At 70.2% G+C, this 24,606-nt stretch carries 25 protein-coding genes; 12 read left to right on the top strand and 13 right to left on the bottom strand.

Annotated elements, in window-relative coordinates:
- The first annotated feature begins 3 nt into the window (after positions 1-3).
- Positions 4-240, top strand: coding sequence for a 30S ribosomal protein S18 (gene rpsR / locus R2E43_RS18885; protein WP_332056391.1), 237 nt, complete (start codon positions 4-6; stop codon positions 238-240).
- Positions 241-258: 18 nt separating this feature from the next.
- Positions 259-705, top strand: coding sequence for a 50S ribosomal protein L9 (rplI, locus tag R2E43_RS18880; protein WP_003975023.1), 447 nt, complete (start codon positions 259-261; stop codon positions 703-705).
- A gap of 100 nt (positions 706-805) precedes the next feature.
- Here the strand turns inward: rplI and R2E43_RS18875 are convergent, their stop codons facing one another.
- On the bottom strand, positions 806-2,143 hold the full coding sequence (locus R2E43_RS18875) for an MATE family efflux transporter (RefSeq protein WP_161270125.1): 1,338 nt from the start codon (positions 2,141-2,143) through the stop codon (positions 806-808).
- A 459-nt stretch (positions 2,144-2,602) separates the two neighbouring features.
- Between R2E43_RS18875 and dnaB the strand changes: the two genes are divergently transcribed.
- Together dnaB and R2E43_RS18865 are read left to right on the top strand one after the other, a co-directional pair.
- A complete protein-coding gene (gene dnaB, locus R2E43_RS18870; RefSeq protein ID WP_003975021.1) occupies positions 2,603-4,078 on the top strand; it encodes a replicative DNA helicase in 1,476 nt (491 codons plus the stop codon).
- A gap of 94 nt (positions 4,079-4,172) precedes the next feature.
- Positions 4,173-5,558, top strand: a complete 1,386-nt coding sequence (locus R2E43_RS18865; protein ID WP_003975020.1) for a serine hydrolase domain-containing protein — start codon at positions 4,173-4,175, stop codon at positions 5,556-5,558.
- Between the two features lie 74 nt (positions 5,559-5,632).
- On the opposite strand, the gene R2E43_RS18860 is transcribed toward R2E43_RS18865, so the two are convergent.
- Together R2E43_RS18860 and R2E43_RS18855 are read right to left on the bottom strand one after the other, a co-directional pair.
- On the bottom strand, positions 5,633-6,085 hold the full coding sequence (locus R2E43_RS18860) for a GNAT family N-acetyltransferase (protein WP_003975019.1): 453 nt from the start codon (positions 6,083-6,085) through the stop codon (positions 5,633-5,635).
- A gap of 46 nt (positions 6,086-6,131) precedes the next feature.
- A complete protein-coding gene (locus R2E43_RS18855; RefSeq protein ID WP_003975018.1) occupies positions 6,132-6,596 on the bottom strand; it encodes a MarR family winged helix-turn-helix transcriptional regulator in 465 nt (154 codons plus the stop codon).
- Between the two features lie 139 nt (positions 6,597-6,735).
- On the opposite strand from R2E43_RS18855, the gene R2E43_RS18850 reads away from it, so the two are divergent.
- Together R2E43_RS18850 and R2E43_RS18845 are read left to right on the top strand one after the other, a co-directional pair.
- Positions 6,736-7,950 carry an MFS transporter gene (locus tag R2E43_RS18850; protein WP_332056390.1) on the top strand — a complete coding sequence of 405 codons (1,215 nt, stop codon included), beginning with the start codon at positions 6,736-6,738 and terminating at the stop codon, positions 7,948-7,950.
- Positions 7,951-8,082: 132 nt separating this feature from the next.
- The gene (locus tag R2E43_RS18845; RefSeq protein WP_003975016.1) at positions 8,083-8,502 is read left to right on the top strand and encodes a GlcG/HbpS family heme-binding protein; all 420 of its coding nucleotides are present in this window, start codon (positions 8,083-8,085) and stop codon (positions 8,500-8,502) included.
- Between the two features lie 117 nt (positions 8,503-8,619).
- On the opposite strand, the gene R2E43_RS18840 is transcribed toward R2E43_RS18845, so the two are convergent.
- The 6 genes from R2E43_RS18840 to R2E43_RS18815 form a co-directional block, all read right to left on the bottom strand.
- Positions 8,620-9,486, bottom strand: coding sequence for a GNAT family N-acetyltransferase (locus tag R2E43_RS18840; protein ID WP_136208067.1), 867 nt, complete (start codon positions 9,484-9,486; stop codon positions 8,620-8,622).
- A 78-nt stretch (positions 9,487-9,564) separates the two neighbouring features.
- Positions 9,565-10,047 (bottom strand): NUDIX domain-containing protein, encoded by a 483-nt coding sequence (locus tag R2E43_RS18835; RefSeq protein ID WP_003975014.1) that lies wholly within the window; start codon positions 10,045-10,047, stop codon positions 9,565-9,567.
- A gap of 70 nt (positions 10,048-10,117) precedes the next feature.
- Positions 10,118-11,023: a LysR family transcriptional regulator gene (locus R2E43_RS18830; RefSeq protein WP_189283220.1), complete on the bottom strand. Its 906-nt coding sequence runs from the start codon at positions 11,021-11,023 to the stop codon at positions 10,118-10,120.
- Between the two features lie 252 nt (positions 11,024-11,275).
- The gene (locus tag R2E43_RS18825) at positions 11,276-12,454 is read right to left on the bottom strand and encodes a cystathionine gamma-lyase (RefSeq protein WP_003975012.1); all 1,179 of its coding nucleotides are present in this window, start codon (positions 12,452-12,454) and stop codon (positions 11,276-11,278) included.
- A complete protein-coding gene (locus R2E43_RS18820; protein WP_106517194.1) occupies positions 12,451-12,945 on the bottom strand; it encodes a low molecular weight protein-tyrosine-phosphatase in 495 nt (164 codons plus the stop codon). Before R2E43_RS18820 ends, R2E43_RS18825 begins: the two co-directional genes overlap by 4 nt.
- Positions 12,946-12,950: 5 nt before the next feature.
- The gene (locus R2E43_RS18815; protein WP_003975010.1) at positions 12,951-13,328 is read right to left on the bottom strand and encodes a phage holin family protein; all 378 of its coding nucleotides are present in this window, start codon (positions 13,326-13,328) and stop codon (positions 12,951-12,953) included.
- Positions 13,329-13,387: 59 nt separating this feature from the next.
- Here R2E43_RS18815 and R2E43_RS18810 point away from each other — a divergent pair, with 59 nt between their 5' ends.
- The 4 genes from R2E43_RS18810 to R2E43_RS18795 all read left to right on the top strand — a co-directional run bounded on the left by R2E43_RS18810 (position 13,388) and on the right by R2E43_RS18795 (position 15,640).
- Positions 13,388-13,705 carry a cupin domain-containing protein gene (locus tag R2E43_RS18810; RefSeq protein WP_003975009.1) on the top strand — a complete coding sequence of 106 codons (318 nt, stop codon included), beginning with the start codon at positions 13,388-13,390 and terminating at the stop codon, positions 13,703-13,705.
- Between the two features lie 141 nt (positions 13,706-13,846).
- Positions 13,847-14,059: a DUF5326 family protein gene (locus R2E43_RS18805; protein ID WP_003975008.1), complete on the top strand. Its 213-nt coding sequence runs from the start codon at positions 13,847-13,849 to the stop codon at positions 14,057-14,059.
- Between the two features lie 317 nt (positions 14,060-14,376).
- Complete coding sequence (locus tag R2E43_RS18800; protein ID WP_259332678.1) at positions 14,377-15,102, top strand: IclR family transcriptional regulator; 726 nt, start codon at positions 14,377-14,379, stop codon at positions 15,100-15,102.
- A gap of 100 nt (positions 15,103-15,202) precedes the next feature.
- On the top strand, positions 15,203-15,640 hold the full coding sequence (locus R2E43_RS18795; protein ID WP_003975006.1) for an SsgA family sporulation/cell division regulator: 438 nt from the start codon (positions 15,203-15,205) through the stop codon (positions 15,638-15,640).
- 49 nt (positions 15,641-15,689) lie between these two features.
- On the opposite strand, the gene R2E43_RS18790 is transcribed toward R2E43_RS18795, so the two are convergent.
- Positions 15,690-17,249, bottom strand: a complete 1,560-nt coding sequence (locus R2E43_RS18790; protein ID WP_332056389.1) for a YibE/F family protein — start codon at positions 17,247-17,249, stop codon at positions 15,690-15,692.
- A gap of 253 nt (positions 17,250-17,502) precedes the next feature.
- Here R2E43_RS18790 and thiC point away from each other — a divergent pair, with 253 nt between their 5' ends.
- The gene (thiC, locus tag R2E43_RS18785; RefSeq protein WP_332056388.1) at positions 17,503-19,323 is read left to right on the top strand and encodes a phosphomethylpyrimidine synthase ThiC; all 1,821 of its coding nucleotides are present in this window, start codon (positions 17,503-17,505) and stop codon (positions 19,321-19,323) included.
- 79 nt (positions 19,324-19,402) lie between these two features.
- On the top strand, positions 19,403-20,851 hold the full coding sequence (locus R2E43_RS18780; protein ID WP_189283223.1) for a VWA domain-containing protein: 1,449 nt from the start codon (positions 19,403-19,405) through the stop codon (positions 20,849-20,851).
- Positions 20,852-20,875: 24 nt separating this feature from the next.
- On the opposite strand, the gene R2E43_RS18775 is transcribed toward R2E43_RS18780, so the two are convergent.
- From R2E43_RS18775 to R2E43_RS18765, 3 genes are all read right to left on the bottom strand, one after another.
- On the bottom strand, positions 20,876-21,748 hold the full coding sequence (locus tag R2E43_RS18775; RefSeq protein WP_016326705.1) for a hypothetical protein: 873 nt from the start codon (positions 21,746-21,748) through the stop codon (positions 20,876-20,878).
- Between the two features lie 181 nt (positions 21,749-21,929).
- Positions 21,930-23,036 (bottom strand): Ser/Thr/Tyr protein phosphatase SppA, encoded by a 1,107-nt coding sequence (sppA, locus tag R2E43_RS18770; protein WP_078653000.1) that lies wholly within the window; start codon positions 23,034-23,036, stop codon positions 21,930-21,932.
- 390 nt (positions 23,037-23,426) lie between these two features.
- On the bottom strand, positions 23,427-24,539 hold the full coding sequence (locus tag R2E43_RS18765) for a LacI family DNA-binding transcriptional regulator (RefSeq protein WP_003975000.1): 1,113 nt from the start codon (positions 24,537-24,539) through the stop codon (positions 23,427-23,429).
- Positions 24,540-24,606: the final 67 nt, after the last annotated feature.

Here is a 24,606-nt window from a genome sequence, read left to right as displayed (position 1 = left end):
ATCATGGCTAAGCCGCCTGTGCGCAAGCCGAAGAAGAAGGTCTGCGCGTTCTGCAAGGACAAGGTCACGTACGTGAACTACAAGGACACGAACATGCTGCGGAAGTTCATTTCCGACCGCGGCAAGATCCGTGCCCGCCGCGTGACCGGCAACTGCACCCAGCACCAGCGTGACGTCGCCACGGCCGTGAAGAACAGCCGTGAGATGGCGCTGCTGCCCTACACCTCCACCGCGCGATAAGGGAAGGGTGACCGAAACATGAAGATCATCCTCACCCACGAGGTCTCCGGCCTCGGTGCCGCGGGCGACGTCGTCGACGTCAAGGACGGTTACGCTCGCAACTACCTGATCCCGCGGAAGTTCGCTATCCGCTGGACCAAGGGTGGCGAGAAGGACGTCGAGCAGATCCGTCGTGCTCGCAAGATCCACGAGATCCAGACCATCGAGCAGGCCAACCAGGTGAAGGCCCAGCTCGAAGGTGTGAAGGTCCGTCTGGCCGTCCGCTCCGGCGACGCCGGTCGTCTCTTCGGTTCCGTCACCCCGGCCGACGTCGCTTCGGCGATCAAGGCCGCCGGTGGCCCCGAGGTCGACAAGCGCCGCATCGAGCTGGGCTCGCCGATCAAGACCCTGGGCGCCCACGAGACGTCCGTGCGTCTGCACCCCGAGGTTGACGCCAAGGTCAGCATCGAGGTCGTCGCTGCCTGAGCACTGCTCTCGCTGAAGCGATGAGAGGGGCCGCATCTCCCGTAGGGGGATGCGGCCCCTCTTCGTGACCGTGCTCGAAGCCGTGTTTCACGTGAAACGGTCAGCGCGTCGCCCCGGTGACGATCCAGCGTCCCGATCGGGTACGCAGCCACAGCGTCACCAGACGCATCGCCATCATCAGCGTCATGGCTGCCCACAGGGCGGTGAGCCCTCCGCCGAGGGTCGGGACGAGAAGCGCCGCGGGAGTGAAGACCGCCAGAGTGAGCAGCATGGCCCAGGCGAGATAGGGGCCGTCGCCCGCACCCATGAGGACCCCGTCCAGGACGAAGACCACACCGCAGACCGGTTGCGCGACGGCCACGATCACCAGCGCGGGCAGCGCGGCGTCCGTAACCATGGAGTCGCCGGTGAACAGGGGCAGGAACACCGGGCGGGACAGCACCACGAGCAGACCCAGTACGACCCCGACCGCGACGCCCCACTCCACCATCCTTCGACATGCTTCGCGCGCACCCTGGGCGTCGTCCGCGCCCAGATAGCGGCCGATGATGGCCTGCCCCGCGATCGCGATGGCGTCGAGGGCGAACGCGAGCAGGCTCCACAGGGACAGGACGATCTGATGTGCGGCGATGTCGGCGTCGCCGAGGCGGGCCGCCACGGCCGTGGCGATCATGAGGATCGCCCGCAGGGAGAGCGTGCGCACCAGCAGTGGCATCCCGGCCTGAGCGGAAGCCCTGATGCCGACCAGGTCCGGGCGCAAGGAGGCACCGTGTTGTCTGGCTCCCCGGACGACCACCCACAGGTAGACCGCGGCCATGCCGCACTGGGCGATGACGGTGCCCCAGGCGGAGCCCGCGATGCCGAGTCCGGCGCCGTAGACGAGCAGGACGTTGAGGACGGCGTTGGCGATGAAGCCGGCCACGGCTACATAGAGAGGGGTCCGGGTGTTCTGCAGTCCCCTCAGGACACCGGTCGATGCCAGCACGACGAGCATGGCGGGGATGCCGAGGGAGGAAATCCGCAGATACGTCGTGGCGTAGGGGGCCGCGGTGTCGGATGCGCCAAAAAGCTCCACGAGGGAGGGGGCCGCGGGCAGGAAGACCGCGACGACGGCGGCGCCGAGCAGCAGTGCCAGCCAGATGCCGTCCATGCCCTGACGGATCGCTGCTTGCAGGTTGCCCGCGCCGACGCGGCGCGAGACGGCCGCAGTGGTGGCGTAAGCCAGGAAGACGAACACGCTGACGGCCGTGGTGAGCAGGGCCGAGGCGATGCCGAGTCCGGCGAGCTGAGCGGTTCCGAGATGGCCGACGATGGCACTGTCGGCCATGACGAAGAGGGGCTCGGCGACGAGCGCGCCGAAGGCCGGAACGGCCAGCGCGACGATCTCTCGGTCGTGGCGGCGCCGGACGGTCCGGGTGCGCGCGGGTGCCTGTGTCATGAGCACCAATCTAATCGTCCACAGGTAAGAGATGCAAAGCTTTTGCGGCCCTTACATCCGATCTCGAACCGTGTCCTTCTGGGTACGGTTCGAAGTGATCTTGGTCCGACTGGGAAAGTTTTTCTTCTGCACAGGCGGTGGATGGTAAAGGCGCAGCTCAAGGTAGGTTTTCAGGTCGTGATGCGGGCTTGTTCACAGGGCTGTCCACCGGCTCGTGCACAGGTTTCGCGGAGTTCTCCACAGCATCTGGCCGCTCGTCCACATGGCCTGTGGATAACCAGATTGGCTGACGGTGCCCGCAGGCCTACGGTTATCCGGCGCCCGCTCCGTCCGTCGGCCGGTGAACCCTCACAAAACCGACGCGCCAGAACCGGAGTTGGGCGTCTTATTTGTCAGTGCCGTGCCGTAGAAATGAGGGGCACGGCGAGGTCCGCTCGGCGGACGGGAGGAGGTGGCTCGGTGAGCATTTCCGAGCCCTTGGACGACCCGTGGGCCGACAGCGGTCCCAGTGATCGTCTGCCTGCTTCCCGCCGCCGCACTGAGGGTGGCCGCGGCCGGGACGAACAGCACGAGCGCGGCCCGGACAGCGGGTGGGACGGCGGTGGCGCGGCCTTCGAGCGGGTGCCGCCGCAGGACCTGGACGCCGAGCAGTCCGTGCTCGGCGGGATGCTCCTGTCCAAGGACGCCATCGCCGACGTCGTCGAGATCCTCAAGGGCCACGACTTCTACAAGCCGGCCCACGAGACGGTCTACCAGGCCATCCTCGACGTCTACGCCAAGGGTGAGCCCGCCGACCCCATCACGATCGCCGCGGAACTCACCAAGCGCGGGGAGATCAACAAGGTCGGCGGCGCCTCATACCTGCACACCCTCGTCCAGACGGTGCCGACGGCCGCGAACGCCGCGTACTACGCGGAGATCGTGCACGAGCGGGCGGTGCTGCGCCGCCTGGTCGAGGCCGGCACCCGGATCACACAGATGGGGTACGCGGCCGACGACGACGTCGACGAGATCGTCAACCGCGCCCAGGCCGAGATCTACGCCGTCACCGAGCAGCGCACCAGCGAGGACTACCTGCCGCTCGGCGACATCATGGAGGGCGCGCTCGACGAGATCGAGGCGATTGGGTCGCGCAGCGGCGAGATGACCGGTGTGCCGACAGGGTTCACGGACTTCGACTCGCTGACCAACGGCCTGCACCCCGGGCAGATGGTCGTCATCGCCGCACGTCCCGCGATGGGCAAGTCCACCCTGGCACTGGACTTCGCGCGGGCCGCCTCGATCAAGAACAACCTGCCGAGCGTCATCTTCTCGCTCGAAATGGGGCGCAACGAGATCGCGATGCGTCTGCTGTCCGCCGAGGCCCGCGTCGCGCTGCACCACATGCGGTCCGGCACGATGACGGACGACGACTGGACCCGGCTGGCGCGCCGGATGCCCGACGTGTCGGCCGCCCCCCTCTACATCGACGACTCCCCCAACCTGTCGATGATGGAGATCCGCGCCAAGTGCCGTCGCCTCAAACAGCGCAACGACCTCAAGCTGGTCGTCATCGACTACCTCCAGCTGATGCAGTCCGGCGGTTCGAAGCGCGCCGAGAGCCGGCAGCAGGAGGTCTCGGACATGTCCCGTAACCTCAAGCTGCTGGCGAAGGAGCTGGAGATCCCGGTCATCGCGCTCTCCCAGCTGAACCGTGGTCCAGAACAGCGCACCGACAAGAAGCCCATGGTCTCCGACCTGCGTGAGTCCGGTTCGATCGAGCAGGACGCCGACATGGTCATCCTGCTGCACCGCGAGGACGCCTATGAGAAGGAGTCACCGCGCGCGGGCGAGGCGGACCTGATCGTGGCCAAGCACCGTAACGGTCCGACGGCGACGATCACGGTCGCCTTCCAGGGCCACTACTCGCGCTTCGTGGACATGGCACAGACCTGACAGTGGGCCGGGTGGGCTGTCGTGACCCCCGCTGCGGACGGTCCCACGGGGAAATCGGCTCGACGTGCGGTGCCCCGGTCGGTGGACTGGGCACATGACGACATCTCAGGGAGAGCTGCTCCCCACCACCCGGCGGGCGCTGACGCACCGGATCGCCGTGGCCCAGGCGGAAGGGCGAACGCCGTCACTCGTCGCGGCGGTGGTCCGGGGCGGGCGGGCCGTGTGGCACGGTGCGCGGACCTCGGTCGACGGGCACGGCCCGGACGAGAACGTGCAGTACCGGATCGGCTCGATCACCAAGACGTTCACCGCCGTCCTCGTCCTGCGGCTGCGCGACGAGGGCGTGCTCGACCTCGGGGATCCGCTGGAGAAGCACCTGCCGGGCACCGGGGCGGGGGAGGCAACGATCGCCGAACTGCTCGCGCACTCGGGCGGGCTGGCCGCCGAGTCACCGGCGCCCTGGTGGGAGCGGACACCGGGCTCGCTGCGCCCCGAACTCGCCGATGTGCTGGGCAAGCAGCCGCTCCTGCACCCGGTGGGCCGGCGGCACCACTACTCCAACCCGGGCTACACGCTGCTCGGCGCGCTGGTCGAGAAGTTGCGCGGCGCTCCGTGGGAAGAGGTGCTGCAACGGGAGGTGCTGGACCCGCTGGAGCTGCGGCGTACGGGCACCCGGCCCAGCGCCCCGCATGCCGGTGGCTGGGCGGTGCATCCATGGGCCGATGTGATGCTTGCCGAGCCTGTCGAGGACCTCGGGCGGATGGCCCCGGCCGGCCAGCTCTGGTCCACCACCGGGGACCTGGCGCGGTTCGCCGTCTTCCTGACGCTGGGGGACGACCGGGTGCTCGGGGCGGCGACCGTGCGCGAGATGCGGGCTCCCGCCGCCCCGGCCGAGTCAGCGGATGTGGTGGACGGCGCGGCCTACGGGCTGGGGCTGCAGATTCAGCACCGGGACGGACGGCTGCTCGTCGGGCATTCCGGGTCCCTGCCGGGATTCCTGGCCAACCTCACGATCGGCGTGGAGGACGACGTGGCCGCGGTGGTGCTGACCAACTGCACCTCGGGGCCACTGCTTGCCGGGGTCGGGGCCGATCTCGTGCGCATTGTCGCCGAGGCGGAGCCGCGGATTCCCGAACCGTGGCGCCCACTGCGGGAGGTCGATTCAGCCGTACTGGAGTTGGCGGGGCAGTGGTACTGGGGGACGCATGCCTTCGCCCTGCGGCTGACGCCCGACGGAGGGGTCTCGCTGGGGCCGCTGTCCGGCCAGGGGCGCCGTTCACGCTTCCGGGCGAACGGTGACGGCAGCTGGACGGGACTGGAGGGGTATTACGCGGGGGAGTCGCTGCGTGCGGTGAGGCGTCCGGACGGCACCGTCAGTCATCTGGATCTCGGGTCGTTCGTCTTCACGCGTCAGCCGTACGACGAGGGCGCTTCCGTGCCGGGTGGAGTGGACCCGGAGGGATGGCGGGGGATCGGCTAGCGGCCGTCTGAACAGAAGCGGCCCTGTTTCACGTGAAACAGGGCCGCGCGCCGCGTGTGACGGAAGTGGTGCACTCAGAGCTGGAGTTTGAAGCCCGTGTGCGAGGCCTCGAAGCCGAGGCGCTCGTAGAAGCGGTGGGCGTCGGTACGCGTCTTGTCGGAGGTGAGCTGCACCAGGTGGCAGCTCTGCCGCCGGGACTCGTCGATCGCCCACTCGATCAGCTGTGTGCCCAGTCCGCCGCCTCGTTCGTCACGGTGGATGCGTACCCCTTCGACGATCGAGCGGGTCGCGCCGCGCCGGGACAGTCCGGGGACGATCGTCAGCTGGAGCGTGCCGACGACACGACCGTCGCGCACGGCCACCACCAGATGCTGATTCGGATCAACCCTGAGGCGTTCGAAGGCGGCCAGATACGGACCCAGGTCGTCCGGTGACTCGCGCCGTGCTCCCAGCGGGTCGTCGGCGAGCATCGCGACGACCGCCGGGATGTCCTCGGCGGTGGTGGGGCGTATTTCGAGATCTCCCATGCCTGCACTCTAGAACCGGGCCGACGCCAGGTTGCCCGGACAGGCTCTAGGCGGGCACCGGTGCCTTCAGGGTCTCCACGGCCCGGACCAGTGGGGCCAGGTCGGGGTTCGCCGCCGCGTCGTCGAGGGCCTCGCGCAGGGCGGTGTCGTTGGTGGGCCGCGCCTCGTCGAGCAGTTGCAGGCCCGCCGGGGTCACGTTGGTGTAGATGCCGCGCCGGTCGGTGGGGCACAGGTAGCGCTCGAGCAGGCCGCGGTCCTCGAGCCGGGTGACCAGCCGGGTGGTGGCGCTCTGACTGAGGACGACGGCGTCGGCGACCTGCTTCATCTGCAGATGTCCCCCGTCGCCGTCGTGCTGGCGGCTGAGGACGTCGAGCAGGGAGTACTCGCGGACGCTCAGGTCGTGCCCGGTCTGCAGAGCGCGCTCGATGTGTGCCTCGATCCTCCCGTGCAGCAGGGAGAGGGCGCACCAGCCCTGGGAGAGGGCGGTGAGCGCGGGGTCCGTCGCTGTCATGTGGATCCTCCGTCCAGGAGTGGCTGAGACCAGGGTAGACCAGGCACGCGATTGTCAGCGCTTGCATATAGCCCGCGTGTGCAATTATTGTGATCGAATGCAAAGCGCTCCTGCAATCGTTTGGGAAGGTGTCCCCTCCATGCCTCTCGCGCTTCTGGCCCTCGCGATCGGGGCCTTCGGGATCGGAACGACCGAGTTCGTGATCATGGGTTTGCTGCCCGAGGTCGCGAGCGACTACGGGGTCTCCATCCCCACCGCCGGCTACCTGGTGACCGGGTACGCGCTCGGTGTGATGCTCGGCGCCCCGCTGATGACCGTGCTCGGTACCAGGGTTCCGCGCAAGCGGATGCTGATGCTGCTGATGGGCCTGTTCATCGTCGGCAACCTGCTGTCCGCCCTCGCCCCCGCCTTCTCGGTCATGCTGATCGGCCGCGTGGTCGCCTCGCTCGCCCACGGCGCCTTCTTCGGCATCGGATCGGTCGTCGCGGCCGGTCTGGTCGCTCCGCACAAGAAGGCCGGCGCGATCGCGATGATGTTCACCGGGCTGACCGTCGCCAATGTCGTCGGCGTCCCGCTGGGCACGCTGATCGGACAGACCGCCGGCTGGCGCGTCACCTTCGCCGTCGTCGCCGCGCTCGGCGTGGTCGGCCTGGCCGGAGTCGCCAAGCTGGTCCCCGACCTGCCCAGGGCCGAGGGCGTGCGACTGCGCCACGAAATGGCCGCGTTCAAGAACGTGCAGGTCCTGCTCGCGATGGCCATGACCGTCCTCGGCTTCGGCGGGGTCTTCGCGGCGATCACCTACATCGCGCCGATGATGACCCATGTCGCGGGCTTCGACGACGGCTCGGTCACCTGGCTGCTGGTCCTCTTCGGCCTCGGCATGGTCGGCGGCAACCTCGTCGGCGGCCGGTTCGCCGACCGCGCCCTGATGCCCATGCTGTACATCTCCCTGGGCGCCCTGTCCGTCGTACTCGCCCTCTTCACCCTCACCGCGCACGACAAGATCGCGTCCGCCGTGACCATCGTCCTGATCGGTGCCCTGGGCTTCTCCACCGTCCCGCCGCTGCAGAAGCGCGTACTGGACCACGCGCACGGCGCCCCGACGCTGGCCTCCGCGGTGAACATCGGCGCCTTCAACCTCGGCAACGCGCTCTCCGCCTGGCTGGGCGGGGTCGTGATCGCGGCCGGCTTCGGCTACACCGCCCCCAACTGGGTCGGCGCCGTGCTCGCCGCTGCCGCGCTGGTCCTCGCCGTCCTCTCGGCCGCCCTGGAACGGCGCGGAAGCGCTCCGGGCTCGGTCGTCGCGGCTTCCGCGTCCTCCACCGAACAGCGGGCCGCCGCCGTCCGCCACTGACCGTCGCCCCGGCCCCTGGGGGTGCGGGGCCAGGGCCGTCCCCGCACCCCCGCGGCCACCACCCCCGCGGCGCCACCGCCTCGGCGGCCACCGAGGCACCGCACCACCCGGCACGACCAAGGAGAAAGACCCATGAGCACCACCGCTGTCACCCCGCTGACGACCCAGGACGCCGAAGCGCTCGTCACCGCGGCCCACCACGCCGCCGAGGCGGCCGGTGTCACGGTCAGCGTCACCGTCCTCGACGCCGGCGGCCATCTGCTCGCCTTCCGGCGCGACGACCGGGCCGTGCTGATCTCCGGTGAGACCAGCACGCGCAAGGCCTACACGGCACTCCAGCTGAACGCTCCCACCGCCGACCTGGTCGACGCGGTGCAGCCCGGAGGCCTTTTCCACACCCTGCCCACCGCCCTGGACCGGCCGCTCCTGTTCCTCGCGGGCGGCGTGCCCGTGCACCGCGAGGGCCGGCTGATCGGAGCGATCGGGGTGGGCGGTGGCGCGCCCGACCAGGACCACGGGTTCGCCTCGGCCGCCGTGCGGGCGCTCGCCTGACCCTCGTCCGACGGCAGCGGCCGCCGCACGGACGGCGGCGCGGTCACCGACCCGACGGCCGGTTCCCGGGAGACCCGGGAACCGGCTTCGTCGTCCCGGAAGTCCTCCCTGCGGGTGTCAGCCCGCCGCGACCGTCAGCGGCGCGAAGCGCCGGGTCCAGTCCCCGGGCAGTTCGGTGATCCCGTAGGTCATGACGGCGTTGGGGGCGATGCCGGCGAGGCCGCGCTCCTTCACCCACGCCAGCAGCTCCTCGTGCCGTACGTCGATGTCCGTGCGCAGCGGTCGGTCGGTACGGGCGGCGAGCGAGCCGATCAGGGCCTTGGCCGTCTCGGTGTCACGGGCGATCAGCGGGCCCACCACGTGGGTGTCCATGTTCGGCCAGGCCGCGGCGTACCCGATGATCCGGCCGTCCTCCTCGGCGACACGCAACTGGTCGGCGAAGGCGGGCAGCCGCGTGACGATGGGAGTGCGGTCCGCACCGAAGACCTCCTCGTCGAGCCGGAGGACCGCGGCGAGGTCCTCGGCCGTGGCCGCGCGGGTGACGGTCTTCGGTTCCGGGCCGCCCGGGACGAAGCGGCCCCGCACCATCTCCGCCCCGCCCGTCACCTTGAAGCCCAGCTCCTCGTAGAGCGGCCGGCCGAACGGTGTCGCGTGCAGCGTCAGCGGAAGGGTCCCCAGCTCGGAGACGATGTGACGCATAAGACGGCGTCCGACGCCTTGGCGCGCGTGCCGCTCGGCGACCAGCACCATGCCGATGGCGGCGAGCGAGGGGCGTTCCTGCGGTCCGTACTCGGTGACGGTGCAGGCGGCGACGAGACCGCCGCCGGGGTCGTCGATGCCGTACCCCTTTCCGGCGGTGAGGAGGAACCCCCACTTGTGCTCCTCCCGCGGCCACCCCCGGTCCTCGGACAGGTCGGCGCAGGCGGTGAGATCGCGGAGCGTCAGACGGCGGATCGGAGCAGAGGCGAGGAAAGGTGTCGGCACGCAGGTCAGGCTGTCCGACGGCGGCCTCCCGCGTCCACCTCTTTCCGGTGGAACCTGCGAGCTTTCGGCCAAGTCGGTTCAGCCGAGGTCGGGTGCGTGCAGCGCACGCACACCTTCGATGTTGCCGTCCAGGTAGTGCCGCAGGGACAGCGGTACGAGGTGGACGGAGGCGATCCCGACCCTGGTGAACGGCACCCTGACGATCTCGTACTCACCGGCCGGCTCATCGATCTCGGGGCCGTGCCGCAGGGACGGGTCCATGGATTCCAGGTGGCAGACGAAGAAGTGCTGCACCTTCACTCCGGTCGCGCCACCGTCCTCGCCGATGTGCTCGACGGTGTCGACGAAGCAGGGCACCACGTCGCTGATCTTGGCGCCGAGTTCCTCGTACACCTCACGGTGCAGGGCGTCCACGACGGTGGTGTCGTCCGGTTCGACCCCGCCGCCGGGAGTGACCCAGTAGGGGTCGACACCGGGCTTGGTCCGCTTGATCAGGATCAGGTGGTCGCCGTCCAGCAGGACGGCGCGAGCGGTGCGCTTGACCACGGGTCGGACGGTCATGGGAGAAATGTGGCCCGGCTGGTTCCACGTGAAACATCGTGACGCGCGACCGGTTCGTGAGTCCGTCGGCTCAGTTCCAGTCGGCGGCCGCGCGCAGCAACCACTCGTGGGCGCGGGCGATGTGCGGCATCGCCAACGTGCCGGTGCGCACCACCAGGAAATACGTCCGCAGCGGTGGAACCGGCGGATCATGCAGGGCGACCACGTCACCGCGTTCCAGCGCCTCCGCGCACAGATAGCGCGGCAGGACGGCGAGCCCGGCGCCCGCGACCGCGCAGGCGAGAACAGCACGCAGGTCGGGGGCGACGACCGTGGCCGGTGAGGCCGGACGGGCGTCGAAGACGGAGGCCCAGTAACGGGCGACGAAGGGCAGTGACTCGTGCACTTCGACCACGGGGACGTGTTTCAGGGCGGAAGCATCGGTGTCGCGGACGTCTTCGACGCCCGCGCGCTCCGCCCAGTGCGGCGTGGCGACCAGGACGTGCACTTCGTCGCAGAGGGGAGTGGCGGTGTGCAGCGCCCCGCGTGGACGAGCGGTGCCGATGGCCAGATCGTGATGCCCGGCCGCGAGGCCCTCCAGGGTCTCCTCGGCGTTCCCGAACGAGGCGCGCAGGGCGAAGGCCTGGCCGTCCTCGCCGGTGAGCTCGCCGAGCGCGGGCAGCGCCCGTTCGGCGGTGAACTCGGGCGGTCCGGCCAGGTGCAGGGTCCGCAGGGTGGAGTCGTCCTCCAGCCCGGTCTCGGCGATCTCCACCAGGGCGTCGAGATGCGGTGCGGCCTTGTGGGCGAGTTCGTCGCCGATGGTCGTCGGGGTCACGCCGCGGGCCTGTCGAAGGAACAGCGGGCGGCCGAGCTGACGCTCCAGCGTGCGGATCTGCGAGGTGACGGCGGGTTGCGAGAGGCCGAGCAGAGCGGCCGCGCGGGTGAAGGAACCGGCCCGGTGCACGGTGACGAAGGTGCGGAGCAAGGCCAGATCCACGGAAAAACCCGCCCCTCTTCTGTTCTTCTCCAGCCCCCGCCCGTCCTCCACTATAAATAAGTCGATAGGTCGCTGTCGCTACGGTGATTGGACACTGACACTGAGTCAACTAGCCTTGTGCGCGCGGTTCTTCGCGCGCGGAACCGGAGGACGGTCCGAGCCACGAGGGGGGAGGCTCGGACCGTCCGTAGACGTCCGTAGAAGTCCGTAGACGTCCGTAGACGTCATTGGGCCGACGTCAGCGAGTCGCCGTCATTCCGTCGTTTCGTCCAGCGCGCGCAGCAGATCGGCCACCAGGTCGTCGGGGTCCTCCGCGCCGACGGAGAGCCGGATGAAGCCCTCCGGCACCGCGTCGCCGCCCCAGCGCCCGCGCCGCTCCGCCGTGGACCGCACCCCGCCGAAGCTCGTCGCGCCCTCGACGAGGCGCAGCGCGTCGAGAAAACGATCGGCACGCGCGCGCGAGGGCAGCGTGAAGGAGACGACACAGCCGTAGCGCAGCATCTGCTGCGAGGCGACCTTGTGGGACGGGTCGTCCGGCAGCCCGGGGTACCGCAGGCCGGTGATCTCGGGCCGGGTGCGGAGGGCTTCGGCCACCTTGAGCGCGGTGGAGTCCTGCCGGTCCACGCGCAGCTGGAGGGTGGCGATCGAGCGGTGCGCGAGCCAGGCCTCCATGGGGCCGGGAATCGCACCGACGATCTTGCGCCAGCGCCGAACGGCGGCCATCGCCCCGGCGTCGCGGCCGGCCACGTAGCCCAGCAGGACGTCTCCGTGGCCGGTGAGCTGCTTGGTTCCGCTGGCCACCGAGAAGTCCGCGCCGAGCTCCAGCGGGCGCTGCCCGAGCGGGGTGGCGAGGGTGTTGTCGACGGCCACCAGGGCACCGCCCGCGTGCGCCGCCTCGACGAGCCGCCGTACGTCGCACACGTCGAGCCCCGGGTTCGACGGCGTCTCGATCCACAGCAGCTTCGCCCCGTCCAGGACGTCGAGCTGCGCGTCCCGGCCGGTCGGCGCGGTGCGCACCTCGATGCCGTACGCCTCCAGCTGCGCCCGGACCAGTGGCAGCGCCTGATAGCCGTCGTCGGGCAGGACGGCCGTGTCGCCGGCGCGCAGCTGCGAGAAGAGCACGGAGGAGATCGCGGCCATGCCCGAGGCGAAGACGAGTGTCTCCACGCCGGCCTCTCCGGGCGCCTCCAGCTCGCCGATGGCGCTCTCGAGGCGGGTCCAGGTCGGGTTCTCGTCGCGGCCGTAGGTGTACGGCCCGGTCGGATCCCCCGGCAGGTGGAAGTGGGCGGCGAACACCGGGCCCGGCAGGGTGGGTTCGTGCTTGACCGGTTCGGGCAGCCCGGCCCGCACCGCGCGCGTGCCGTCACCGGGAGCGGAAGCGGATCTCTCCCCGCCCGTACCGGCGCTGTCGTTGGTAGCGGAATCGCTCATGCCGCCCGTCCTTCCACTTGCTCGCGTACCGCGGCGAGCAGTCCGGTGCTCGCCGCCTCCACCATCTCAAGGCATTCCTCGAAGCCGTCCCGGCCCCCGTAGTACGGGTCCGGGACGTCCAGGTCGCCGCCCGCGACCGCGGGGTCGTACGACCGCAGCAGATGCACCTTGGCCGCGTCCCGCTCCGTGGGGGCGAGGCGCCGCAGGGCCCTCAGATGACCGGCGTCGAGGGCGACGACCAGGTCGAGGCGGGAGAACCAGGACTGCTGGAACTGCCGGGCCGCGTGATCGAGGCCGTAACCGTGGTCCGCCAGCACGGCCTCGGTGCGCGGGTCTGCGCCCTCTCCCTCGTGCCAGCCGCCGGTACCGGCGCTGTCTGCCTCGACGAGGTGGCCGAGCCCGGCGTCTTCCACGCGCGCGCGGAAGACGGCCTCGGCCATCGGGGAGCGGCAGATGTTGCCCGTGCACACGAAACAGACGCGGTAGGTCATCGGGATCAGTCCCCGTCGGGCAGGAACGCGTTGAGGGCCCAGGAGACGATCGAGACGATCAGGCCGCCCAGGACGGCGGTCCAGAACCCGTCCACGTGGAAGCTCAGGTCGAGCTTGTCGGCCACCCACGACGTGAGCAGCAGCATCAGGGCGTTGACCACCAGCGTGAACAGGCCGAGGGTCAGGATGAACAGCGGGAAGGTCAGCACCTGCACGATCGGCTTCACGACCATGTTGACCAGGCCGAACACCAGGGCGACCACGATCAGCGTGAGGGTCTTCTCCCCGGTGCTGCCCCCGGTCAGGGTGATCTTGTCGAGCAGCCACACGGCGACGGCGAGGGCGCCGGCGTTGGCGATCGTCTTGACTAGGAAATTCTTCATGTGTCTGATCGTGGCAGACGCGATCGGACACGAACGGCGAGGCAGGGGCGGACGAGGCGATGAAGGCATTCCGGCTGGACGAACTGGAGGCGGAACGCGCCGCCAACGACGGTGCCTACCTGCAGTTCCTGCGGGAGCGGAACATGTCGGTCGGGCTGTACGCCCTCGACGCGGGCACGACCGACCCGCAGAAGCCGCACGCGCAGGACGAGGTGTACTTCGTGGTGAGCGGACGGGCGGCGATCACCGTGGGCATGGAGACCACCCAGGTCGCCCGCGGCAGCGTGGTCTACGTGCCGGCCGGCGTCGCCCACAAGTTCCATCACATCAGCGAGGACCTGCGGGTCCTGGTGGTGTTCTCTCCGCCGGAGAGCTGAGACACGGTCCCGGGATTCCCTAGGGGATCGGTCAGGGGGAGACAAGGGGCGCGGGGCCCCTGCCGTGGCGCTCGCCGCTCTAGCATCGAGGGCAGGACATCAGAGGATGCACAGGATTCCCCGAAAGGTGAGGCAAGGGCGATGCGAGAGATCTTCACGGGACTGCCGTGGTGGGTGAAGTGGATCGCGGTGCCGGTCATCGCCCTGGTCGTGTTCGGCGGACTGATCGCCAGCGTGGTCGGGTTCGTGGTCGGACTGCTGTTCAAGCTGCTGGTCTTCGTCGCGCTCGTCGGCGGACTGATTTATGTCGTACGCAAGTTCATGTCGAGCTCGTCGTCGCGCAGCGACTGGTGAGAGACGTGGGACACCGGTGGCGGTAACAGGAACCACCGGTTCCCTCGGGCGAGGGAAGTTTCCCGGACGGACCGTCGGTGAGCGGTGACCGACGGTTAGAGTCCGGAACTCCACGCGGGGGCGACTCCGCGAACGGCGCACCCCCCACCCGTGTTCGCCGCACGGGCCGCCACCTCGCGTTCCGGGAGTGATCCTTGGCCACGGCTGACACCGCATTCGCTCAGCTGCACGCCCTTCCCGTGCAGCCCTGCCCGACGTCTCGGACACCCCCCGCGTCGCCCTCTGCCGACCCGCCGTCCGCGACTCTGATCGGCTCCGTGCAGCGGGCGATGCGCCTGCTCGAACGCGTCGCCGAGCACGAGTACGGAGCCCCGGCCAAGCAACTGGCCCGCGAGACGGGGCTGGCGCTCCCCACGGCGTACCACCTGCTGCGCACCCTGGTGCACGAGGGCTATCTGCGCCGGGAGAAGGGGCTGTTCTTCCTCGGTGAGGCCGCCGAGCGGCTGAGCGGCAGCGGGGCCGAGCAGAAACGTCGCAGCACGGTGGTCGACACCATGGCGCGCTGGCGCGACGCGATCGGCGTCCCCGTGTACTACGCCACGTACCGGGACGGCGAGATCGAGGTCATGTGCGTCTCCGACACCCCGGGCACTCCGGCGGTCGAGGAATGGGCGGACTTCCGGGAGACGGGACACGCACACGCCATCGGGCAGTGCCTGCTGTCCCAGCTGGACGACGACGCGCGCCGCGACCACCTGGACCGCTACCCGGTGCAGCCCCTCACGCCGTACACGGTGCGTGACGGCCACAGTCTCCTGAAGCGGCTGGAACGCATGCGCCGGATGGCGCCGGTGGCCGAGCGCCAGGAGTACGCGCTGGGGACGGTCTGTGCGGCGATCCCGATCACCGTCGGCACCACGGCCGCCACGATGGCCATCTCACTGCCCCTTCACCAGGCGGACCGTTTGCTCCCCGCGGCTCAGCGGTTGCAGAACGAGGTGGGGCGGCGTCTGGGGTCGCTCGCGCTCTCTATCAGTATCTGAAAACTCACTCCTTGTGATCTGGTGTGTACGTTGAGCAAGATGCCATCAGTGTTAGAGGTTTGATTCCCGGACAGTCGACGGCGAATGACGGGGTAGGCGAATGGGCGAGTCCGTACAGGCAGAGGTCATGATGAGCTTTCTCGTGTCCGAGGAGCTCTCTTTCCGCATCCCGGTGGAGCTGCGCTACGAGACCCGGGATCCCTATGCCGTACGCCTGACCTTTCACCTGCCCGGAGACGCGCCGGTGACCTGGGCCTTCGGCCGGGAGCTGCTGGTCGACGGGGTGGGCCGGCCGTGCGGCGACGGTGACGTGCGCATCGCGCCGGTGGAGCCGGAGCCGCTGGCCGAGGTGCTGATCCGACTTCAGGTCGGCAGCGACCAGGCACTGTTCCGTTCCTCCGCCGCGCCCCTGGTGGCCTTCCTCGACCGCACCGACAAGCTGGTGCCGCTGGGGCAGGAGGGCGCGCTCGCCGACTTCGACAGCCACCTCGACGAGGCCCTGGACCGCATCCTGGCGGAGGAACAGAGCGCGGGCTGAACCGTTCCGGCAGCCGTGCGGTCGCCGGCGTGACGCTTCGCCGGACGCGTCAGCGCTTGCGGCGACGGCCTCGCCCGCCACGGGCCGGGGCACTGGCCCCGCCACCCGCCGTCGCCACCTGGGCCGGTCGTTCGGCCGGGCGGTCCGCCGACACGACCAGGGCGGCGAGGGCGGTGGTGACCGGCACGGAGGCCACCAGCCCGATCGAGCCGACCAGCGTCCGCACGATCTCCTCCGCGACCAGCTCGCTGTTGGCGACGGTCCCCACACCGCTCTGCGCGATCGAGAACAGCAGCAGCAGGGGCAGTGCCGCGCCCGCGTAGGCGAGGACGAGCGTGTTCACCACCGAGGCGATGTGGTCGCGGCCGATGCGGATGCCCGCGCGGTACAGGCCGCGCCAGCCCATCGTCGGGTTGGCCTCGTGCAGTTCCCACACCGCCGACGTCTGGGTGACCGTCACGTCGTCGAGGACACCGAGCGAACCGATGATGACGCCGGCGAGCAGCAGACCGCTCATGTCGATGGACGGGTACAGGCCATGGATGAGGCCGGTGTTGTCGTCCGTGTTGCCGGTGAGCGCGGCCCAGCCGATGAAGAGCGACCCGAGCACGCCGATCAGCAGCAGCGAGATCAGGGTGCCGAGCACCGCCACGGATGTACGGGCCGACAGCCCGTGGCACAGGTACAACGCGATCAGCATGATGGCGCTGGACCCGATCACCGCCACGACCAGGGGGTTCGAACCCTGCAGGATGGCGGGCAGGATGAAGAAGTTCAGGAGCAGGAAGCTGATGGCAAGCGAGACCAGCGCCATGAGTCCGCGCAGCCGTCCCACGACCACGACGGCGAGGGCGAAGATGCCGGCGAGCAGGGCCAGGGGGAGCCGGCGGTTGATGTCGGTCACCGAGTACTGCAGGTCCTTCGGCGCGGAGGGCTCGTAGGCGACCACCACCTGCTGGCCCTCGTGCAACTGCCGTGACTGGTCCGGCTGCACGATCTCCTCGAACGTGCGGCCCTTGTCGTCACCGGTGTCGACGCGGATGGTCGCCCGCTTGCAGTCGCCCTTCGCCTGCTGCACCGCGGAGGAACCCTCGGCGGTGGATGTGTCGCCGGTCGGGACACCGCCCGAGGCGTTGACGGACTGGCAGCTCAGTTCGACCACCTTGGTGACGGTGGCCTGCTGCGTCTGCCGGTCGAAGCCGACGCCGGTGCGCTCGTGCGACGGTGCGCCCCCCGGCCACAGCACCGCGAGCCCGACCAGGACGGCCGCGGTGAAGGGGATCAGGATCGCGGCGATGACCTTCCGCAGATGCCGGGAGACGGGAGCCGCCGGTCCGTGACTGTGCGAGTGCCCGTGCCCACCGCCCCCACCGTGCCCACCGCCCGCACCGTGGCCGCTGCTCGCACCGTGCCCACCGCCCGCACCATGTCCGCCGCCCGCGTCGTACCCGTGGTCCGCATCGTGGCCGTAACCCGTCTCATGTCTGCCGGCGTTCGCCTCGGAAGCGACGCCGGGGGCGTGGCCGGCCGCCCGGCCGTCGCCCTCTTCGGCGTTCGGTCCGCGGCGGGGCCGGCGCGGTGGAAAGGAGGGGGGCTGCGGTGTGGTCACCGCCCGATCATCGCAAGAACGAGGGGGGCCCTCTGTTCACCGCGCCCGAATGGGCGCTAGCGTGGAGGCACCTTTGTACACGCGGGAGCTCGGAGCACCGGGCTGAGAGGGCGCTGACCTCCGTCCCAGCGATGTTTCACGGGAAACGTCACCGAAGTCGAGTGACGTATCCCACGAAGCGTCGACGGACGGAAGCCGCTGCGTCGACCGCCGAACCTGTTACCGGGTAATGCCGGCGTAGGGAGTAGGTCTCATGACCATCAAGGACGCACGCACGCCTGCCTCCACGCAGAACACCGCCCAGGCGGACACCGCGGAGAACACGGACACCGCGGAGGACACCGAGGCCGGGAAGTCCATCGGCTGGCACAAGGCGTACGTCGAGGGCTCGCGCCCCGATCTGCGGGTGCCGGTCCGTCAGGTGCACCTCACCAACGGGCAGTCGGTCACGCTCTACGACACCTCGGGCCCGTACACCGATCCGCTCGTCGGCACCGATGTCCGCAGGGGCCTCGCACCGCTGCGGGAGAACTGGATCATCGCCCGCGGCGACACCGAGGAGTACGCGGGCCGCCCCGTCCGGCCCGAGGACGACGGAATCAAGCACACCTCGCCGCGCGGCGGCCTGCGCAACCTCGACGCCGTCTTCCCCGGCCGCCCGCGCCAGCCGCGCCGGGGCCGGGACGGCAACGCGGTCACGCAGCTCGCCTACGCGCGACGGGGCGAGATCACCCCGGAGATGGAGTACGTGGCCGTCCGGGAGAACGTCTCCCCGGAGGTGGTCCGCGAGGAGATCGCCGCGGGGCGTGCCGTGCTGCCCGCCAACATCAACCACCCCGAGATCGAGCCGATGATCATCGGCAAGCGGTTCCTGGTGAAGGTCAACGCCAACATCGGCAACTCGGCGGTGACGTCCTCCATCGAGGAGGAGGTGGACAAGATGACCTGGGCGACCCGGTGGGGTGCCGACACGGTCATGGACCTCTCCACCGGCCGCAACATCCACACCACCCGCGAGTGGGTCCTGCGCAACTCCCCCGTTCCCATCGGAACCGTGCCGCTCTACCAGGCCCTGGAGAAGGTCGACGGCCGCGCCGAGGAGCTGACCTGGGAGATCTACAAGGACACCGTCATCGAGCAGGCGGAGCAGGGCGTGGACTACATGACGGTCCACGCGGGCGTGCGCCTGCCGTACGTGCCCCTCACCGCGAACCGCAAGACCGGCATCGTCTCGCGCGGCGGCTCGATCATGGCGGCGTGGTGCCTTGCGCACCACAAGGAGTCGTTCCTCTACGAGAACTTCGAGGAACTCTGCGAGATCCTCGCTGCCTACGACGTCACCTACTCCCTCGGCGACGGCCTGCGTCCGGGGTCGATCGCGGACGCCAACGACGAGGCGCAGTTCGCCGAGCTGCGCACGCTCGGGGAACTCAACCGGATCGCCAAGCGTTGCAACGTACAGACCATGATCGAGGGCCCGGGACATGTCCCGATGCACAAGATCAAGGAGAACATCGACCTTCAGCAGGAGATCTGCGATGAAGCTCCGTTCTATACGCTCGGCCCGCTGACGACGGACGTCGCGCCGGCGTACGACCACATCACCTCCGGCATCGGTGCCGCGATGATCGCCTGGTGGGGCACGGCCATGCTCTGCTACGTCACGCCCAAGGAACACCTGGGCCTGCCCAACCGTGACGACGTCAAGACCGGCGTCATCACCTACAAGATCGCCGCCCATGCCGCCGACCTCGCCAAGGGTCACCCAGGTGCACAGGAGTGGGACGACGTGCTGTCGGACGCCCGGTTCGAGTTCCGGTGGGAGGACCAGTTCAACCTGGCCCTCGACCCCGACACGGCACGGGAGTTCCACGACGAGACACTGCCGGCCGAGCCCGCCAAGACGGCCCACTTCTGCTCGATGTGCGGGCCCAAGTTCTGCTCGATGAAGATCTCCCAGGACATCCGCCGGCAGCACGGGAGCAGCAAGGGCGAGATCGAGGAGGGCATGGCGCAGAAGTCGAAGGAGTTCGCGGCGGCGGGCAACCGCGTGTACCTGCCGATCGCGGACTGAGCGAACCGGCGCGGGAGGGGGACAGGCCGCAGGGTCGGCCCTCTCCCCGTCGGGGGGTCCTGCTCGGCAGACTGGGCGCATGACAGCCACCTCCCTGAGCAAGGGTGCCAACGTCGCCGTCGACTCCCCCGCGGTGCGCGCCGAACTCGTGTGGTCCCCCGGACCGGGCGTCCCCGAGGTCGACGCCTCCGCCCTGCTGCTCACCTCGGCCGGGCGGGTACGGGACGACGCTGACTTCGTCTTCTACAACCAGCCCCGCCACACGTCCGGCGCGGTGGGCCACCTGGGCAAGCGGGTCGGCCCCGGCGCGAACGCGGGTCTCACGACCGATGCCGTCGAGGTCGATCTGCGCGCGGTCGAGGCGGCGGTCGAACGCATCGTCCTGTGCGCCTCGGCGGACGGCGGCACCTTCGGCCGGGTTCCGGGGCTGTCGCTGCGGCTGCTGGACGCCGCTACCGGTACCGAACTGGCCCGGTTCGACATCACGGCCGACACGGAGACCGCGCTGGTCGGTGGCGAGTTGTACCGGCGCGCAGGGACGTGGAAGTTCCGTGCGGTGGGACAGGGGTACGCCTCCGGGCTGGCGGGACTGGCGACCGACTTCGGCATCACCGTGGACGACGACGCTCCCCCGACGGCGCCCGCCACCCCGGCCACCGCCCCGCCCACGGCTCCTCCGGTGCCCGCCCCGCCGACGACGGCCGTACCGCCACCGCCACCGGCCTTGGCGTCGCCACCGGTCCCGGCGCCGGCTGCCACCGGCCCCCGGCTCACCAAGGGCGAGGAGCGCCTCCCCGTGGACATGCGCAAGCGGCTGTCCCTGCGCAAGGAGCAGGTCGCGGTCAGCCTGAGCAAGCACGGGGCGGCCGGGATCACCGCGCGCGTCGTCCTCGTACTGGACGCCTCCGGGTCGATGTCCTTCCTCTACTCCAAGGGCGTCGTCGCGGACGTCGTGGAGCGGATGGCCGCCGTCGCCGCGCAGTTGGACGACGACGGGGAGATGCAGGCCTGGACCTTCGCCTCCAACCCGGCGCGCCTGCCCGACCTGCCTCTGGGTGACCTGCCCGAGTGGCTGCGGCTGCACGTGCGGGTGGGGGAGATCAGCCTGTTCCGGCGGGGCAGGAAGAAGGGCCTGCACCCCGAGCAGGTCGACATGCGGGCGGTGGGCATCCAGAACGAGGAGCAGAAGGTGATCGCCGAGGTCCGGGCCTTCGTCCGGGCCAACCCGGCACCGGTCCCGACCCTGGTGCTGTTCTTCTCCGACGGCGGTGTCTACCGCAACGCCGAGATCGAGCGGGAGTTGCGGGAAGCCGTGGAGGAACCCGTCTTCTGGCAGTTCGTCGGGCTCGGGCGCTCCAACTACGGGGTGCTGGAGCGGTTCGACACCCTGCCCGGCCGCCGCGTCGACAACGTCGGCTTCTTCGCCGTCGACGACATCGGCACCGTACCGGACCCGGAGCTGTACGACCGTCTGCTGTCCGAGTTCCCGTCCTGGGTCACTGCCGCCGGCCGGGCGGGCATCCTCTGAACCGCTGCCCGCCCGTGCCGGTGGCTACTCGGTCCGGTGTTCCGGGCCACCGAAGTCCGGGCTGCTGTAGTCCGGGCTCGAGTAGCTCGGACGCGGGCCCGCGTCGGGGCCGCCGTCGGGACTGGTGAACCCGGGACGGCCGTAGCCCAGGTGCGGCATACGGCTGCTGCCCGGGGCCGCCGGTTCCGTGCGGCGCAGTGCCGCCGTGCCCGGGTCGCTGAGCGCCTCCCGGAGGAAGGGCAGTATGCCGCGTTCCAGCAGGGCCTCGTGCCAGGCGTCCCTGGCCCGGGCCACCTCCTCGTCGCGTGCGTCGTAGAAGCCGGACTCGGCCGAGGGGCGGTTGCGCAGCGCGGTGAGCAGCAGCCCCACCGCGGCGACGAGGATCGCCACCACGGTCACGGCGCCGAACACCCATCCCGTGGTGAGCATGGTCTGCGCGAAGGTCTGCCCCGGGTCGAGCATCTTCAGGAGATAGCCGACCAGCAGGAATATGGCCGCGGCGGTGCCGGCCAGGACCGGCGCCAGGACGGCGACCACGGCGACGGCCCCCGCGCCGGTCGCCTCGGCCATCTCTCCCATGGTGGCGGCGAGTCCCCCCGCGCTCGTGCCCTGCTCCTGGGAGCCGGACTCGCGCGTGGCGGGCGACGGGCCCGAGGACGCCGGGTGGCGCAGTTCCTCGCGGACCTTCACGTAGTGCTGGTACTCGGTCGTGGCCGCCGCCGTGATGAGGGCGGTGGCGTTGAGTGCCATGGTGCGCAGTTGTTCGGAGTTGAGCCGCTGACCGACGGCGGCCAGCTCCGGGCGGTGTGGTGCGGAGCGCAGCGCCTCGTCGAGGACCCGCTCGTACTCCTGGCGGTCCTCGCTCGGCAGGTGCTGCGGAACGCTGTTCATGTGCATCCCCCGATGCTCCGTAGGGCTTGGGGCTCGCATGCCAACGAGCCGTCGGGCAGAAACGGAGGGGAGCCTGCTACGGATAAGCCGATGGTAGAGCGGTGACGGTGGAGGGTGACAGGGGGTTTCCAGAAATTGGGTGCCGCTCTGTACCGTCGGCACCCCGAAAAAGCCGCGCGGTGAACGGTCAGACGCTCAAGGGAAGTTGCTGGACCAGCAGCTTTCCGGCCATGGTCACGCCGCCGTCCATCGCGATGGCCAGGCCGTCCGCGTAGACGTGCGGTCCCTCGACCACGGTGCGGGTGTCGTCCTCGCCGTCCTCGGAGCCGACTTCGCCCAGCAGGTAGGGGATGGGGCTGTGGCCGTGAACGATCCGGGTGCCGCCGTACGTATCGAGCAGTGAGCGCACGGCGTCGGCGCCGCCCTCGTCGCGGAAGGAGAAGCGTTTGGTGAACTTGCGGAACAGGTCCCACACCTCCTCCGCGTCGTTGCGCGTGATCGTCTCGCGGACGGTGTCGTTGACCTCTTCGATGGAGCGGCCGTAGTCGAGGTAGGTCGTGGCGTCCGAGTGGACCAGGAGATGGTCGTCGACCTCCTCCATGGCGTCGAGGCGGGCCATCCACTGCAGGTGGTGGTCCTGCAGGCGGTCCATGTCGGTCTTCTGGCCGCCGTTCAGCAACCACGCGGCCTGGAAGGTGGCGGTGCCCGCGCCGGAGTTGACGGGCGTGTCGCCGAACCGCTTGGCGCCGAGCAGCAGCAGTTCGTGGTTGCCCATCAGCGCCTTGCAGTAGCCGCCGGCCGCGGCGGCCTCGGCGGACAGCCGCATCACCAGGTCGATGACGCCGATGCCGTCCGGGCCGCGGTCGGTGAAGTCGCCGAGGAACCACAGCCGGGAGGTGCCCGCGCACCACTGGCCGGCGTCGTCGACGAGGCCCTTCTCCCGCAGGGCGGCCAGCAGTTCGTCGAGGTAGCCGTGCACGTCGCCGACGACGAACAGGGGCCCCTGCCCGGTCGCGGGCTGCTGCGCCGCCGCCGGTGCGGGGTCGACCGTGACCTGGACCGTGTCACCCCGACGGATGACGGGCAGATCGCGCTGTGTGGGCGTGTAGCCCTCGGGCAGGGCCTCCTCGAGCCCCTCCTCGGAGGGCGGCGCGGACTCGCCCGCGTGCGTGCCGGGGGCAGCGTACGGAGCGGTCTCGTGGACGTACGCGGGTACCCGGAAGTCGCGCACCGTCGCCGTCCGCTCCACCTCGGGTCCCTGACCGGCCCCCTGAGTCATCGACCCCTCCACCATCGCGCCGCATCTGCACCGCTTCGGACTGCCTGGTCGCAGCGGCCCGCGGTGTGTGGGCCCATCATAGGAATGCGGATCGCGCTGTGTGATGACCCAGGGGTGGTGAATCGGGCCAGGACTCCGGTTCGCTGCGGCTTTCGCCCCGATTGGGCCCGGCTTCGCCCGTCCGCCGACCGTGGCCCGGCCGTGTTCCCGCCGTGTTCCGGAGGTGGCCCCGCCGTGTCCCGGACGTGCCGGACGTGGCCCTCGCCGCCCTGTTTCGCCGTCGTTCCGCGTTGTCGTGGTTCGCCGTTCTCCGGCTGTTCCGCCACGCCCCCCGTACCGGCCGGGTCGTGCGTACGGCCGCGACCCGGTCCCGCGTCCGGCGCCCCGGGGGACGCCGGACGCGCCCTACTCGCCCTCCGGCGACCGCGGAGGGCTGACCGTCGTACGCGGCGGGCGCCGCTGTGACGAGGTACGCACGATCAGTTCGGTCGGTATCACCTGTTCGACCGGCTGGTCGGAGTGCAGCCCCTCGATCGCGTCGATGAGGACCTGGATCACGGCGGTGCCGATGCGGCGGGGCTTCAACGACAGGGTGGTGATGGGGGGCTCGGTGCTGGCGTACACGGTGGACTCGCTGCAGCAGACCAGCAGCAGGTCCTCGGGGACGCGCAGACCGTAGCGGCGGGCGGCGGCGAGCAGGTCGGTGCCGTTGGGATCGAACAGTCCGTAGACGGCGTCGGGCCGGTCGGGGCGGGCGAGCAGCCGGTCGGCGGCGACCGCGCCGGCGCACGGGTCGTGCGCGGGGTAGGCCTCGTAGACCGGGTCCTGGCCCACGCGCTCGCACCAGCGCAGGTAGGCGGTGGTCGACAGATGGGTGTACGTGTCGGTCGTGGTGCCGGTGAGCAGGCCGATCCTGCGCGCGCCGGCGTCGGCGAGGTGGTCGAGGATGCCGAGCACGGCCGCCTCGTGATCGTTGTCGACCCAGGCGGTGACCGGCAGGGAGCCTGCCGGGCGACCGTCGGAGACCACGGGTAGTCCCTGGCGGACCAGTTCGCTGACGACCGGGTCGTGGTCGGAGGGGTCGATGACGACCGTGCCGTCGAGCGCGACGTTGGACCACACGTCGTGGCGGGACGTCGCCGGGAGGATGACGAGGGCGTAGCCGCGGGCGAGCGCGGCGGACGTGGCGGCGCGCGCCATCTCGGCGAAGTACGCGAATTCGGTGAAGGTGAAAGGTTCATCCCCGTACGTCGTCACGGTCAGGCCGATGAGTCCGGACTTGCCGGTGCGGAGCGTGCGGGCGGCGGCCGAGGGCCGGTAGCCCAGTCGGTCGGCGACCTCGCGCACATGGCGCCGGGTGGCATCCGGGAGTCGGCCCTTGCCGTTGAGGGCGTCGGAGACGGTAGTGATGGATACTCCGGCGGCGGCGGCCACGTCCCTGATACCCGCCCGGCCCGGCCGACTGCCTCGACGTGAGGTTTCCGCGCGGCTCACCTGGTGCTTCCCTGCTGCTGTCATGGCGAGCCGATAGTAGGGCTCATGGGGTGGGGTAGTGCGGACGCATATGCACGCGTTGACAGTCACG

It is taken from the genome of Streptomyces violaceoruber (assembly GCF_033406955.1).
Lineage (GTDB): Bacteria > Actinomycetota > Actinomycetes > Streptomycetales > Streptomycetaceae > Streptomyces > Streptomyces violaceoruber.
Note: the sequence above shows the minus strand (reverse complement) of the source record. Positions and strands in the feature narration are given on the sequence as shown.

Excerpts from the sequence above, each read along its gene's own strand:
- R2E43_RS18835 (WP_003975014.1), bottom strand. The coding sequence starts at position 10,047 with ATGACCGTCCGACCCGTGGTCAAGCGCACCGCTCGCGCCGTCCTGCTG.
- R2E43_RS18780 (WP_189283223.1), top strand. The coding sequence starts at position 19,403 with ATGACAGCCACCTCCCTGAGCAAGGGTGCCAACGTCGCCGTCGACTCC.
- R2E43_RS18810 (WP_003975009.1), top strand. The coding sequence starts at position 13,388 with ATGAAGGCATTCCGGCTGGACGAACTGGAGGCGGAACGCGCCGCCAAC.
- thiC (WP_332056388.1), top strand. The coding sequence starts at position 17,503 with ATGACCATCAAGGACGCACGCACGCCTGCCTCCACGCAGAACACCGCC.
- R2E43_RS18865 (WP_003975020.1), top strand. The coding sequence starts at position 4,173 with ATGACGACATCTCAGGGAGAGCTGCTCCCCACCACCCGGCGGGCGCTG.
- R2E43_RS18845 (WP_003975016.1), top strand. The coding sequence starts at position 8,083 with ATGAGCACCACCGCTGTCACCCCGCTGACGACCCAGGACGCCGAAGCG.
- R2E43_RS18825 (WP_003975012.1), bottom strand. The coding sequence starts at position 12,454 with ATGAGCGATTCCGCTACCAACGACAGCGCCGGTACGGGCGGGGAGAGA.
- R2E43_RS18805 (WP_003975008.1), top strand. The coding sequence starts at position 13,847 with ATGCGAGAGATCTTCACGGGACTGCCGTGGTGGGTGAAGTGGATCGCG.
- R2E43_RS18855 (WP_003975018.1), bottom strand. The coding sequence starts at position 6,596 with ATGACAGCGACGGACCCCGCGCTCACCGCCCTCTCCCAGGGCTGGTGC.
- R2E43_RS18775 (WP_016326705.1), bottom strand. The coding sequence starts at position 21,748 with ATGCACATGAACAGCGTTCCGCAGCACCTGCCGAGCGAGGACCGCCAG.
- R2E43_RS18815 (WP_003975010.1), bottom strand. The coding sequence starts at position 13,328 with ATGAAGAATTTCCTAGTCAAGACGATCGCCAACGCCGGCGCCCTCGCC.
- R2E43_RS18795 (WP_003975006.1), top strand. The coding sequence starts at position 15,203 with ATGGGCGAGTCCGTACAGGCAGAGGTCATGATGAGCTTTCTCGTGTCC.
- R2E43_RS18765 (WP_003975000.1), bottom strand. The coding sequence starts at position 24,539 with ATGACAGCAGCAGGGAAGCACCAGGTGAGCCGCGCGGAAACCTCACGT.
- R2E43_RS18875 (WP_161270125.1), bottom strand. The coding sequence starts at position 2,143 with ATGACACAGGCACCCGCGCGCACCCGGACCGTCCGGCGCCGCCACGAC.
- R2E43_RS18850 (WP_332056390.1), top strand. The coding sequence starts at position 6,736 with ATGCCTCTCGCGCTTCTGGCCCTCGCGATCGGGGCCTTCGGGATCGGA.
- R2E43_RS18820 (WP_106517194.1), bottom strand. The coding sequence starts at position 12,945 with ATGACCTACCGCGTCTGTTTCGTGTGCACGGGCAACATCTGCCGCTCC.
- rpsR (WP_332056391.1), top strand. The coding sequence starts at position 4 with ATGGCTAAGCCGCCTGTGCGCAAGCCGAAGAAGAAGGTCTGCGCGTTC.
- sppA (WP_078653000.1), bottom strand. The coding sequence starts at position 23,036 with ATGGTGGAGGGGTCGATGACTCAGGGGGCCGGTCAGGGACCCGAGGTG.
- R2E43_RS18860 (WP_003975019.1), bottom strand. The coding sequence starts at position 6,085 with ATGGGAGATCTCGAAATACGCCCCACCACCGCCGAGGACATCCCGGCG.
- rplI (WP_003975023.1), top strand. The coding sequence starts at position 259 with ATGAAGATCATCCTCACCCACGAGGTCTCCGGCCTCGGTGCCGCGGGC.